The organism is Tardiphaga sp. 839_C3_N1_4, from assembly GCF_051811045.1.
Lineage (GTDB): Bacteria > Pseudomonadota > Alphaproteobacteria > Rhizobiales > Xanthobacteraceae > Tardiphaga.
Genome location: NZ_JBPWQD010000001.1, coordinates 6029776 through 6042916, shown reverse-complemented (window position 1 = coordinate 6042916; position 13141 = coordinate 6029776). Strand labels below are relative to the sequence as shown.

At 60.7% G+C, this 13141-nt stretch carries 11 protein-coding genes; 4 read left to right on the top strand and 7 right to left on the bottom strand.

Going from position 1 to position 13141, the window contains the following annotated elements:
- Positions 1-52 precede the first annotated feature (52 nt).
- Positions 53-760, top strand: a complete 708-nt coding sequence (locus tag AB8A38_RS28840; RefSeq protein ID WP_439088301.1) for a DUF2147 domain-containing protein — start codon at positions 53-55, stop codon at positions 758-760.
- Here AB8A38_RS28840 and AB8A38_RS28835 read toward each other — a convergent pair.
- Complete coding sequence (locus tag AB8A38_RS28835; protein ID WP_439088299.1) at positions 750-3338, bottom strand: MMPL family transporter; 2589 nt, start codon at positions 3336-3338, stop codon at positions 750-752. The two genes, AB8A38_RS28840 and AB8A38_RS28835, sit on opposite strands and share 11 nt — an antisense overlap.
- 394 nt (positions 3339-3732) lie before the next feature.
- Between AB8A38_RS28835 and ispH the strand changes: the two genes are divergently transcribed.
- Positions 3733-4677, top strand: coding sequence for a 4-hydroxy-3-methylbut-2-enyl diphosphate reductase (gene ispH / locus AB8A38_RS28830; protein ID WP_439088298.1), 945 nt, complete (start codon positions 3733-3735; stop codon positions 4675-4677).
- 42 nt (positions 4678-4719) lie between these two features.
- Entirely contained in the window at positions 4720-5889 is a 1170-nt protein-coding gene (gene hpnH / locus AB8A38_RS28825) for an adenosyl-hopene transferase HpnH (protein WP_439088296.1), read from the top strand.
- Between the two features lie 104 nt (positions 5890-5993).
- Here the strand turns inward: hpnH and AB8A38_RS28820 are convergent, their stop codons facing one another.
- The 6 genes from AB8A38_RS28820 to AB8A38_RS28795 all read right to left on the bottom strand — a co-directional run bounded on the left by AB8A38_RS28820 (position 5994) and on the right by AB8A38_RS28795 (position 12195).
- Entirely contained in the window at positions 5994-6728 is a 735-nt protein-coding gene (locus tag AB8A38_RS28820) for a phosphorylase (protein ID WP_439088295.1), read from the bottom strand.
- Positions 6725-8698, bottom strand: a complete 1974-nt coding sequence (shc, locus tag AB8A38_RS28815; RefSeq protein ID WP_410001817.1) for a squalene--hopene cyclase — start codon at positions 8696-8698, stop codon at positions 6725-6727. Before shc ends, AB8A38_RS28820 begins: the two co-directional genes overlap by 4 nt.
- 42 nt (positions 8699-8740) lie before the next feature.
- Entirely contained in the window at positions 8741-9991 is a 1251-nt protein-coding gene (gene hpnE / locus AB8A38_RS28810; RefSeq protein ID WP_315842967.1) for a hydroxysqualene dehydroxylase HpnE, read from the bottom strand.
- Positions 9991-10845, bottom strand: coding sequence for a presqualene diphosphate synthase HpnD (hpnD, locus tag AB8A38_RS28805; protein ID WP_439088294.1), 855 nt, complete (start codon positions 10843-10845; stop codon positions 9991-9993). The genes hpnE and hpnD overlap by 1 nt, the downstream gene beginning before the upstream one ends.
- Positions 10842-11723 (bottom strand): squalene synthase HpnC, encoded by an 882-nt coding sequence (hpnC, locus tag AB8A38_RS28800; protein ID WP_315842968.1) that lies wholly within the window; start codon positions 11721-11723, stop codon positions 10842-10844. The genes hpnD and hpnC overlap by 4 nt, the downstream gene beginning before the upstream one ends.
- A gap of 229 nt (positions 11724-11952) precedes the next feature.
- On the bottom strand, positions 11953-12195 hold the full coding sequence (locus AB8A38_RS28795) for a cysteine rich repeat-containing protein (protein WP_092146618.1): 243 nt from the start codon (positions 12193-12195) through the stop codon (positions 11953-11955).
- A gap of 441 nt (positions 12196-12636) precedes the next feature.
- Here AB8A38_RS28795 and AB8A38_RS28790 point away from each other — a divergent pair, with 441 nt between their 5' ends.
- Positions 12637-13137 (top strand): hypothetical protein, encoded by a 501-nt coding sequence (locus tag AB8A38_RS28790; RefSeq protein ID WP_439088293.1) that lies wholly within the window; start codon positions 12637-12639, stop codon positions 13135-13137.
- Positions 13138-13141 lie beyond the last annotated feature (4 nt).

Sequence of the window (13141 nt, the reverse complement as noted above, 5' to 3'; positions counted from 1 at the left end):
AATGCGGCGATTTGACTTCGCCGAGAACCGCTACTTAAGCATAGGTCTAAACATGTTGCAGCGCCCACGTATTACTACGCGTACTCTTACATATTGCGGAATCCTTTTTTCGGCAGGTTTGTTTTCGGCAGGGCTGGCTCCCGCATTTGCAGCAGACCCGACCGGCGATTGGAAGGTCGAGGACGGCGTCGCGCATATTCGTGTTGCCGAATGCGGCGGCAGCATGTGGGGGGCCGTAGCCTGGGAAAAGACCCCCGGCGGGATCGACAAGAACAATCCCGATGCCACCAAGAAGACGCGCCCCACTCTGGGCATCGTGACATTGCTGGACATGAAAAAGAATGCCGCAAACGACAAGTGGGCGGGTCAGGTCTACAATGCCAAGGACGGAAAATTCTATAAATCGACGATCAAGCTCGGTGATACGGCTGACGAACTTGAAATCGAAGGATGCGTCCTCGGTTTCCTGTGCGGCGGCCAGACCTGGACGCGCGTAGGCCCCTCGATTCCATCGAGCCCCTCGAACCTCACCGCCAAGGGCGCCCTGCCCAAGGCGGGCCCTGCCACCGGTGGCAAGATGGCCCCAGCGGCTACTCCGACGGCTGCTGCTGCACCCAAGACTACACCGGCTCCCGCTGGCGGCGCCCCCAAGGCTGCCGCTCCTGCCGGTCAGAAAACTGCTGCAGCAACGGTGCCGGGACAGCCGGCCGATATCGGCGATATCTGCCTTCTGCCCGAGATCAACAAGGTCACTCACTAGTCTCGCGCGGCTTACCCATGAGAGCCGGCTGGAATAGCAGCACGGCCGCCAGCGTCACGACAAAGGACATCGCGAGCAGTTTACCCATGCTCGCGGTGCCCGGATGGTTCGACAGCCACAGGCTCCCGAACGCCGTAGCAGTCGTCAGCGCGCTGAAGAAAATCGCGCGTGTCAACGATGACTGCAGCAGATTCTTGTAGCCTGCCCGCCAGGCCGTCACATAGTAGATCTTGAACGCCACGCCGACGCCAAGCAGCAGCGGCAGCGCGATGATGTTGGCGAAGTTCAGCGGCAAGCCGATCAACACACAGATCTCCAGCGTGACCGTTCCCGCCACCAGCAAGGGGACGATAGTCAGCAACACGTCGCTGATGCGCCGCAAAGCCAGCCACAGCAACAACGAGATCGAAAGCAGCGCCCAGATGCCCGCATGAATGAAGGCGGTGACAATGGTGTCGCCCGACTTCAGGATCGAGATTGGACCACCGACGGCAAGCGGCTCGGACTTCAGCACGGCGTCAGCGAACTTGCGCAGCGTGTCGTTATCGTTCGGATCGCCGTTGGGCTGCGCCTCGACGCGGATCTGGCCATCCTTGGTCTTCCACGAATTCACCAGTTCGGCTGGCAAGGTCTGCAAACTGATCGGGCTCGCCTGCATCAGATTACGCAACTGCCCCAGCGCGAGCTTGAGCGGCACCACAAAGGTCGCCTGCACCTGATCGCGCACAGGCTGGCTGGCATCAGCGGTCTTGGCCAATGCATCCGCCAGACGCTTGGCGGCGACGGCACCAGGACTGGTCTGCGTTCCCGCAAGTTTGCGCAGGCTCGCCGCCGAGTCCTTCAGAGAAGTGACGTTTTCCGCATCAGTCGGCGCCTTGTCGATCGACTCAGGGTTCAAAGCCGGCTCGAGAATCTTCGCACCTTCCTGAATCGCCTTCAGCTTGGCGGGCTGATCCTCAGGAACGAAGCTGCCGAGCGAAATCGTACGAGCAACTTCCGGGACCTTGGAGAGACGTTCTTCGACCTGCTTCGCAGCGGCCTCGTTTGGCGCCATGATATTGACGGCATTGGCGCCGGTGTTCGGATCCTTGCGCAGATCGAGGAAGGTCGCGATCGACTCGACGTTCGGATTGCGCAGGTTGATCGGATTGAAGTCGAACTTCAGGAAGTAGAGCAACGGCAGACCGGCGATCGTGAGCGCCAGTGTGATGCCGATAATCCAGAAACGCTTCTCTTCCAGAAAACGGTCGACAGGCGCCAGGAACGCATAACCGACGGGCTCCTTTTCGCCCGCGGGATTCAAGAGGTCGAGCAATGCCGGCAGAACGGTGATGCTGGTCAGGAACGCGATCATCATGCCGGCGCCGGCGATCTTGCCGAGTTCGGACACGCCTTTGTAATCGGTCGGAAGGAACGACAGAAAACCGGCAGCCGTTGCGAAAGCGGCGAGCGACAGCGGTACTGCGCAATATTCGGCAGCCTTCGTCAAAGCGAGCGGCAGATTGTCGTTCTTGTAGCGCTCGGAGCGGTAACGCACGCTGAACTGAATGCCGAAGTCGACGCCGAGGCCGACGAACAACACGGCAAATGCGATCGACAGCAGATTCAGCGAGCCCACCATCATAAGACCGACGGCGGTCGTTGTGACGAGGCCAACGAACAGAGTTGCGAAGACGGCGCCGATGATCTTGGCCGAGTGCAGCGCCATCCAGAGGATGACCAGCACGATCAAAACCGTACCGATCCCGTTGACGATGGCTCCATCCTGCACGGTGGAGAATTCCTCGTTTGCGATGGGGACCGGGCCGGTCAACCGCACGCGTGCGCCGTATTCGCCAGCGATGTTCAGGTCGATGGCAGCCTGCCGGATCGCATCTGTCGCGGTCTTGCCGGGCTCAAGCGCGTTGAAGTCGAGGATAGGCTTGATCTCGATGAAGCCACGCTTGTCGCCATCGGTCAGAGGCTTGTCGCTGACCAGCCCGCGCCATGAGAAGGTGCCCTTGCCGTTTTTCAGCACGTCCTCGATGGTCTGCGAGACGGCGTTGAAGGTCGGCGCTGCGGCGTCGAGCTGAAGCTGCCCGCGGCGAATGCCGGTGAGGCCGGTCTCCAGCGCGCCGGTGAGACCGCGCAGACTGGGATCGCCGGCCATGATTTCAATCAGGGGAGCAGCTTGCTGGAACTGGCCCGTCAGTTGCGCAACTTCCTTGGTCGGCAGGAACAGCAAGCCGTTTTTCTCGAAGAAAGCTCCGCCATCCAATCGGCGAACCGAGTCGAAATCCGTCTTGTTGGTCACCAGCTTCGCTTCCATCGCATTGGCTGCGGCATTAGCGAATTCAGGTGTGGGCGCCTCAACCACCGCGATAATCAGGCGCTCCTGGTCGAAGGCCTTGTCGAAGGCAATGTCGCGCTGACGCCAATCGAGATTGGGCGAGATCAGCTTGTTGATGTCTGTATTGATCGAGAAATTCTTCGCCGTGTAATAGCTCGCGCCAATCGAAAGAAGCACACAAACGAGCACCACCGGCAGTGCAAACCGGGTGCAGAAGTTCACGATCGAGACGACAACTCTTGTCAGCACGCTTTTTCTTTCTATTTGGACGAGGCTCGCAAAGAATGCGGTTCACGAGGGAGGGTTCCGCAAACCATTACTTTCGCATTGGATGCGCTTTGCTTTCAGCAATGTGATGGGATGGCATAAAACGTGCTGATCACCGTAGCAACGGCCGTGTTAGCGACGCCTCGCCGCGCCGTAAAGTGACGAACAAGTGAGAGTTTTCAGGTTCTTGTGGCGCAACCGCAAGATATTACCGCAACCCGGCCAGTCGCCGCAAACCACGTTTTCGGTTCGTGATTGCATACTGAGTGATTTTTGTCACACAGGACGGCTCAAATATCCAGCTGGGCTGGATATGTGCCTGATTGTGGTACAGAATTAAGGATTATACCGGAATCGATTATGGACTTTGTACCACGTGCTTGATCGTCGTCCCCTTGAAATCTTTCTGGCTCAGCCGCGCGGCTTCTGCGCGGGCGTCGTGCGTGCAATCGAGATCGTCGAGCGTGCTCTCGAGCGCTACGGCGCGCCGGTCTATGTCCGCCATGAGATCGTCCATAACAAATACGTGGTCGAGAGCCTGAAGGCCAAGGGCGCCATTTTCGTCGAGGAACTCTCCGAAGTGCCTCCGAATGCGATGACCGTCTTCAGCGCCCATGGCGTCGCCCGCAGCGTCGAGGAAGAAGCGGCTACCCGTGGCCTGCCTGTTTTGGATGCAACTTGTCCGCTTGTCACCAAGGTCCACAACCAGGGCAAGCGGTACATGTCCAAGGGCCGCAAGGTCATTCTGATCGGCCACGCAGGTCATCCGGAGGTTGACGGTACCATGGGACAGGTACCCGGCCCGGTTTACCTTGTTCAGAGCGTTGAGGACGTCAAGGCACTGACGCTGCCACCGCGGGAACCGGTCGCCTATATCACCCAGACGACCCTCAGCGTGGATGACACCAAGGACATCATTTTGGCCCTGGAACAGCGTTTCAGTGACATTGAGGGCCCCGATACCCGCGATATCTGCTATGCAACACAAAACCGCCAATCTGCGGTAAGAGACCTCAGTAAGCTCGTGGACGTCATCCTGGTCGTCGGGGCGACCAACAGTTCCAACTCGAACCGGTTGCGCGAAATCGGCACCGAAGTCGGTGTCGCAAGTTACCTCATTGCCGATGGCAGCGAACTCAACCCCGCCTGGTTGAAGGATGCGCGTGCCGTAGGCATCACGGCTGGCGCATCCGCGCCAGAAGTGCTTGTAGATGACGTGATCGAGACCTTACGGCGGATCGGACCGGTTGCGGTGTCGGTGTTGCCCGGACGTGAAGAGAATATCGAATTCAAGCTACCCGCCGAACTGACCGCGGTTTGATCCACCTTCGTCACGATGTGATGCGCAGAGAGAAAATTCGAAATGGCCATTCCGTTTTTTAAAGAAATGAAGATCGGCTCCTATCTCTTGAAGAAGAAGCTGACTGGCCAGAAGCGCTATCCGCTGGTGCTGATGCTGGAACCCCTCTTCCGCTGCAACCTGGCCTGTGTCGGCTGTGGCAAGATCGACTATCCGAACGCCATCCTGAATCGCCGCATGTCGGCGCAGGAATGCTGGGATGCTGCGGACGAGTGCGGCGCGCCGATGGTTGCGATCCCGGGCGGCGAGCCGCTGATCCACAAGGAAATCGGCGAGATTGTGCGCGGCCTGGTCGAGCGCAAGAAGTTCGTCTCGCTCTGCACCAACGCGCTGCTGCTTGAGAAGAAGCTCGACCTGTTCACGCCGTCGCCCTACCTGTTCTTCTCGGTGCATCTCGATGGCCTCAAGGATCATCACGACAAGGCCGTGTCGCAGGAAGGCGTGTTCGACAAGGCCGTGTCCGCGATCAAGGCCGCCAAGGCCAAGGGCTTCGCGGTCAACGTCAACGCGACCATCTTCGACGGCCACGCGGCCGAGGACATTGCCAAGTTCCTCGACTTCACCGTGGAGCTCGGTGTCGGCGTCTCGATGTCGCCGGGCTACGCTTATGAGCGTGCGCCGGATCAGGAGCACTTCCTGAACCGCACCAAGACCAAGAAGCTGTTCCGCGACGTCTTTGCGCTCGGCAAGGGCAAGAAGTGGAACATCATGCATTCCGGCCTATTCCTGGACTTCCTCGCCGGCAACCAGGAATACGAGTGCAAGCCGTGGGGCATGCCCGCGCGCAACATCTTCGGCTGGCAGAAGCCCTGCTACCTGCTTGGTGAAGGCTACACCAAGACGTTCAAGGAACTGATGGACACCACCGATTGGGACACCTACGGCACCGGCAAGTACGAGAAGTGCGCCGACTGTATGGCCCATTGCGGCTACGAGCCGACCGCTGCGGACGCGGCGATCAGCAACCCCTTCAAGGCCATGTGGGTGGCGATGCGCGGCATCAAGACCTCGGGCCCGATGGCGCCGGAAATCGACCTCACCAAGCAGCGCCCGGCGCAGTACGTGTTCTCGTCGGAAGTTCAGAAGCGTCTGTCGGACATCCGCAAGGAAGAAGCTCTCGCCGCCGCCGCAAAGGCCGAGGAAAAGGCCCAGAAAGCTTCGACCGCCGCCTGAGCGGTTTCGGATCGGATATCAAAAAGGGCGCGATGCAAATCGCGCCCTTTTTCTTTGTAGCGATGTTAGTGGAGAGCGGCCAGTAAGGCCTATCAGAGCCTTGCTCAGACGTCCGCGGAAACCAGGTTGGTGTGACCCAGCAGATAGCTGCGGCAGTCGCGCAGGCTGCGCAAAGCGCGATTGAAGTCGCGCCCGGTCGAAACCAGCGCCCGAATCACCAGAGGATTGCGGGCGATGCCGCGCAGCACCTTGCGCAGATCGACATCACCATTGGGTTTGATCGCAGTGGTGGCGATTTCCGGCAGGGCGCGATGGGCGGGATCGCTGACCACGCGCAAAGCGGCAAAGGGCAGTCCGGCCATGGCGGCGAACTCGGCGGCGATGTGGCTTTCCATATCGACAGCAGCGGCACCGAATTCCGAGCGCAATGCGGCCTTGCCGGCCTGCCCCGTCACGACCTTCTCGACACCAACCAGACCACCGCGAAACACCTTCTGGCGGCCGACGCCGGCACCGGCGATCAGTTCATCGCTAAGGACTTCAGACGCTGACCAACGGCTGTTGCCGGCCACCACTTCCGTGGCCACAACGACAGCGCCTGATTTGAGATCGGGATCGAGGCCGCCGGCGACGCCGAAGCTGATGACGCCGCGGATGCTGGCGGGGTCGAAGTCAGCCAGCAGGCTGCGGAGCTGGACGGGGTCGCTTGAACTGCAAATGACGGTCATTCCCGGCCCGGCAGCGATCTTCGCTTCCTGCACCAGCCCCGTGACGATCAATACCGGCCGCGGGTCGGTTATATCGCCCGCGGTCGAAATGCCCCCATCGCCCAAAATCACATCCCAACCCCTACGGTCTTGCTGTTGGTGCTCTTCAAATTCCGGAACCGCGCCAACGCCCAGAGCGGGAAGAATTTCGAGTAGCCATGATAACGCAGATAAAACACACGGGGGAAGCCGGTAGCCGTGTAACGGGCCTCGTCCCAGAGTCCTTTTTCCGTCTGTGTGTCCATCAGGTACCGCGTTCCACGGGCGACAGCCGGATTATCGACCTCGCCTGCCGCCATAAGCGCAAGCAAGGCCCATGCCGTTTGCGACGACGTGCTCGGGGCCGCCTCGAATCCCTTGTAGTCGAGTCGATAGCTGACCGCATCTTCGCCCCAGCCGCCGTCCTCGTTCTGGATCGACAGCAGCCAGTCCACCGCCTTGCGAAACGCTGGATCCCGGTGATCAATGCCAACGGCATTGAGAGCGCACAGCACCGACCAGGTGCCGTAGATGTAGTTCAGGCCCCAGCGGCCATACCAGGAGCCCTCTGCGAGCTGGGTACGGCGCAGATATTCCACACCGTCTGCCAGCGGCTTCGAGGTCTCGACGGTGTCGCCAAGCTGCGCCAGCATCGAGACACAACGCGCGGTGACATCCTCTGTCGGCGGATCGAGCAACGCGCCATGGTCCGAGAACGGAATGTTGTTGAGGTAATATTCGAGGTTATCGACCTCGAACGCCGCGAAGCCGCCGTCGCTGCTCTGCATGCCGAGGATCCACTCCCGGCCGCGATCGAGCGCAACGTCGTATTCCTTGCCGCCGGTCTGACGGCGTGCGCGGTCCATCGCCATCATCACCACGGCCGTGTCGTCGAGATCCGGGTAATAGGCGTTGTTGTACTGGAACGCCCAGCCGCCCGGACGCAGGTCCGGCCGCTTCACCGCCCAGTCGCCCTTCACGTCGAGCACCTGCTTGGTAGCCAGCCAGTCGAGACCTTCTTTCGCCGGACCGAACGCTTCATCGCCGCCGGTCTCCAGCATCGCATGCGCGGTCAGCGCGGTGTCCCACACCGGCGATACGCAAGGCTGGCAATAGGCTTCGACCTCACCGACAATCAGAAGCTTGTCGATACCGCGCCGCTGGATGGCGCGGGGCGGATAGTCGGCGGGGAAGCCGAGCACTTCATACATCATGACCATATTGGCCATCGGCGGATAGATCGCACCGAGACCATCCTCGCCGTTCAGGCGCTCCTCGCAGAACTCGACGGCTTTCGCGATCGAATGGGCGCGCAGCTTCTTGGGAAAATACGGTTCGGCGGCGCGGAGCAGAATATCGATACCGGTGAAGAAGGCGAACATCGCGCGACTCTGATGCGGTGCGCGTTTAATGCCACCGATCCTGGATGGATCTTCCAGGAACAGTTCGTCGATGCCGACGCCCTTCTTGTTCTGCGCGCGCGGCTTCAGCGCTGCGAGCACCATGAGCGGCACGATGGTGGTGCGCGCCCAGTAGGACATCTTGTTGAGGTGGAACGGAAACCACATCGGCAGCAGCATAATCTCGACCGGCAGCACCGGAGTGGCGCGCCAGGAGAGGATGCCGAACATCGCGAGCAGGAAGCGCGTGAAGACGTTGACGTTGACGGCGCCGCCGCGCGAGCGGATCGCTTCGCGGGCGCGAACCATATGCGGCGCGTCGGTCGAATCACCGATCATCTTCAGCGCGAAATACACTTTCACGCTGGCGCTCATATCGAAGTCGCCGTCCTGCACCAGCGCCCAGCCGCCATGCTTGCCCTGGGTGCGGCGCAGATAGTTGGCGATCTTACCTTCAAGCTCGGCATCGACGGGCTCGCCGAGGTAGTGCCGCAACAACACGTATTCTGACGGGATCGTGCCGTCGGCTTCGAGCTCAAATACCCAATGGCCGTCAGGCTGCCGGAACTTCAGCAGGCCCTGCTTCGCCGAAGCGATGCTCGTCTCGAGCGCCGCGTTCTGAATTGTGATCTCTGGACTGACCGAATGCATCTCGCTCGCCATATCTCCGTACTCGTCGTGAATGATCGTCTGGTTGCGCGACAGTCAGCGCATCGCCAGAACGAGATCGGCCGCGCGGTCACCCGACCGCACCGATCCCTCAATAGTCGCCGGCAGACCGGTATCGGTCCAATCGCCCGCGAGAAAAAGATTCTTGAAATCGGTGCGTGTGCCCGGACGCAGGGCATCCTGGGCAGGCGTAGCCGCAAAAGTAGCACGGCGCTCGCGCACGATCTGCCAGGCGGGCAGCGGCGCCTGGATATTCGAAATCTTGCAGATCTCGTCCCAGATCTGTTGCGCAAACTGTTCGCGCGGTGTGTTCACGAAACGGTCGCCATTGCTGATCGTGATCGACAGGCGATTGTGGAAAGCAAACAACCATTCCACCACACCGCCGACAACGCCGACCAGCGGCGCGTGGCCTGCTGGCGGAACGTAGTTGAAATGCGCGTTCACGATCGCGCGGAATTCGGTAGGTGTCTTCACGCCAGGCAATAGCGATTTTGCGGCCCATGGCGGAACAGCCATCACCACGACGTCGTCCGCGCCAAGCGTGATGACGTCTTCAGCGCCAAACTTCAGCTCGGTGACGCGATCACCACTCATGGTGTAACCGCGCAGCTCATGGCCAAAATGAACGCCGGCGCCCTTGGCGCGCAGCAATTCGATCGCAGGCTCGACCAGAACATCGCTAAGACCCGCGCGGGCGATCAGCGGACGGCACGCCTGCCCGCCTGCCAGCAGCGTTTCGCGCACGATGGCGCCGGCGAGGCCAGCCGAGCCTTCCGGCGGATCGACATTGAGCGCGGCCAGCAATAGTGGCTGCACCAGACGATCGTAGAGGACGCCTTCACAGCGAATGGCATCGCCGACGAGACGACTATTCGACGACCAGATCAGCGGCGACAGAGCGAGATAATCGCCGACTGATGTGTCAGGGACGCGGCGCGTCTTGTCGAACAACCATGTCGGGATCTTGCCATCGCCGAGATCAAGCTGCCAGCGCTTGCCAGTCTTGGCATCAGCAAATGCGAATTGCGCCCGCTTCGGACCAACGAGCCCGGCCTCGGTGCCAATCGACTTCGCATAGGCCACGACGTGGCTGTTGCCCGACAGAACCAGATGGTTGCCGTTGTCGATCTGGAGCTGTGTCTGCGCGTCGAAATACGACCGGCAGCGGCCACCGGCCTGCTGCGTCGCCTCATGGACGTGGACCTTGAAGCCGGCATTGACGAGACGCACGGCGGCCGACAGGCCGGAAACGCCGGCACCAATGATATGAGCGGTCTTTTGCATCAGATAATCGCGTATCGCAGCAGGATCGCTATCTTGGAGGCCTTGCCGAGACGAACGGGGTCGCGCGGCAAAGCAAAGCCACGCGCCACCAGCAATTCCAGGATGGCGTGATAATATTTCGACATGATCCGCGGTGCGCGCACCACGCGGCGCTTGTTACGCGCCATGATCTCGTCGGACTTTTCGAAATGCGCCTGCGCCCGCTTCACCAGCGGCACACAGACCTTCGGCAATGCCGGGCTGGCGCGCACCACGTCCGGATCGCTCGACGTGATGCCGGCGTGATAGAGCAGCTCACGCGGCAGATAGAGACGGCCGATGTCGGCGTCTTCGTCGATATCGCGCAGGATATTGGTGATCTGCAGCGCACGGCCGAGATGATACGCCAGCAGAATGCCGTCTTCGTCCGGCATGCCGAACACCTTAACCGACAAGCGGCCGACGGCACTGGCAACACGATCGCAATACAGATCGAGCGTCGCATCGTCAGGCGCACGGATATCCGCAGGGATATCCATCTCCATGCCGTCGATGACGGCGATGAAATCCTCTTTGCGCATGCCGAATTGCTTGATTGGCCCGGCATAGTCGCGCACACGCGCTGGCGGATTGCCTGCATAGAGCGCATCGATATCTGCGCGCCACTGCTGCATGTCAGCGAGCCTGACGTCGCGCGGACCATCGGAATCCGCGATATCGTCGACCTGACGGCAGAAGCTGTAGATCTGGAACATCGCATCGCGCTGGGCACGCGGCAGAATGCGCATCGCGGCATAGAACGAGCTGCCGGCAGCAACGCCCTGAACCTCGCTCTGAGATTCGCTATTATTCACCTGGCTCGTCATCTGGTTCATGCGCCCGGCGTCGTCGAACGAGGCATCGGGGCGCTCGTGGTGGCGCGGCGCCACAGCCCGCCGGCAATGCCGGCAAGCGCGTAGCCAGCCATGCTGGCCTTAGAGAGATGAACCTTCTCGCTCAGCGGATCGCGCATCTTCAGCATCTTCAGGATCTGCCAGGCAAAAGTCTCGATGACGGCGACATCGCAGCCCAGCCGGACGTCCGCGATATGAACCGTCAGCGTCTCGCTCTCGTGCATCAGGGTCTCGGTCTTGGCGACCAGCTCGCGAATACAGGCCAGCAGCGCCGGCGACGCCTTCGCCTGCTTGAGATCTTCCACCGAGGCGCCGTGCCGGTCCAGCGTGTCCTGCGGAATGTAGACCCGATCGAGATCGCGATAGTCGTTGCCGCAATCCTGCAGGTGATTGTTGATCTGCAACGCCGCGCACAGCGCATCCGACGCCGGCCAGGTGGCTTTGCTTTCGCCGTGCACGTCGAGCATGAAACGTCCGACCGGCATCGCCGAGAACGAGCAATAATGAATGAGCTCATCCCAGTCGGCGTAGCGCAGCTTGGTCACGTCCATCCGGAAGGCCGTCAGGACGTCGAGCGCATGACGCGGGGCCATACCCCGCGTCTGCAGCGCCTCGCGCAGGATCACCGCTTCGGCCTGGCCGTCACCCTGACCGAGCAGGTCGGCCTCCAGCTCGTCGAGCAGAGCCAGTTTTGCAGGCGCATCGAGCAGCGCGTGATCGGCAATGTCGTCTGCGGTCCGGACGAAATTATAGAAGGCAAGAATCAGCGCCCGGTGGCGCGGATGGATAATCCACGACGCGACAGGAAAATTCTCGTCACGATCGGTCTTGCCGGATCGCAGTTCGCTCGCAGGGGTCATCCAGAACTGGCTACGTTGGATTTAAACGGGATGGCTCGGGGGCCGCCAAGGTCCGGTAATACCGGCAGGCGGGGTCGGCCGCGAGCCCCCATATAGGGCAAATTGGCCCGTGAGACCAATGCCAATATGCCACTTTCGGCCGCAGCCAGTGCCGGGCCGGATCACGTCTTAGCGGGCTCGCGGCGAGACCAAAACGGCGCCACGAGCCCGGAATCTCACATCGGCGGGCTTATTGGCCGTGGCTGACCAACACATCGTTGCAGGCCTTGCTGATCTTGGGGCGGTTTTCCTTGAGGCAGGACAGAACCACAAGATCGCCCTGATCCATCACGTTGCGGCAGAGCTTCTGCACGTCGCGGGTGCAAGCCTTCTGCTCCGCGTCGGTGCCGCTGCGGGGCTGGTTTTGCTGGGCCAATGCGCCGGTCGAGGCAGATGCGGAAAGCACGGACAGTACCAGGAGAAATTTACGCATTGTCTTCCTTCAATATGGTGGCGAGATTCACAGCCCGCGTGGTGCATAGCATAAACTGAAACATTCGCATCGTCGGGAAAGGCCTTATCTTCAGGTACATCGGCGAATTCGAGGCGAGGGATGCAATCAGGACACAGAACATTCCCGCCGCCACAGACACGAATAAATGCGGCGAAAACTTGCGCACATGGCCGCACGGGCTGCAGGACCGGCCGATGCCAACCCCGCAGGACAAGATAAGGTTTTAGGACAATCGTTCAGACGCGCATCACCTCCACCCGTTCCGCTCCGGGAACCTTCGCGCTTGTGGGCGGTGACATGTTACTTTTACAATCGTCCAATTATGATCGCTCTATTGAACCTAAAGATGTGCAGCGACACTTAAGCTTCGATGAGGCGCGGCATAACTCGGTTACACAGCGCTATTTTGGGAAAACTTACATGACATTCCATTCTGCAAAGCGGTTCGGGCACGCCCTCAAGGCCGTTGGCGCTGGCGCGATCCTGCTGCTGTCTGTGTCCGCAGGCCATGCCCAGTCCGGACCGTTTGCCGGCTTCGACGGGGCCTGGAGCGGTACCGGAACGGTCTCCATGTCGGACGGGTCGTCGGAGCGCATTCGCTGCCGGGCGACCTACAAGGTGGATGGCGGCGGCAGCGCACTGGCTCAGACGCTGCGCTGCGCCAGCGACAGCTACAAGTTCGACCTCTCCAGCAATGTCACCAGCCAGGGCAACAACGTGTCCGGCAGCTGGAGCGAAGCCAGCCGCAACGTCTACGGCAATCTGGTCGGCAAGGCCGGTGGCGGCCAGATCGACGTTTTCGTCGAGGCTGCGGGTTTTGCCGCCAACATCACGCTGACGACCCGCGGCAACAAGCAGTCGGTGTCTATCAGCTCCAAGGGTGAAATTCGCGGCGTCTCGATCAACATGGTCAAGAGCTGACGGC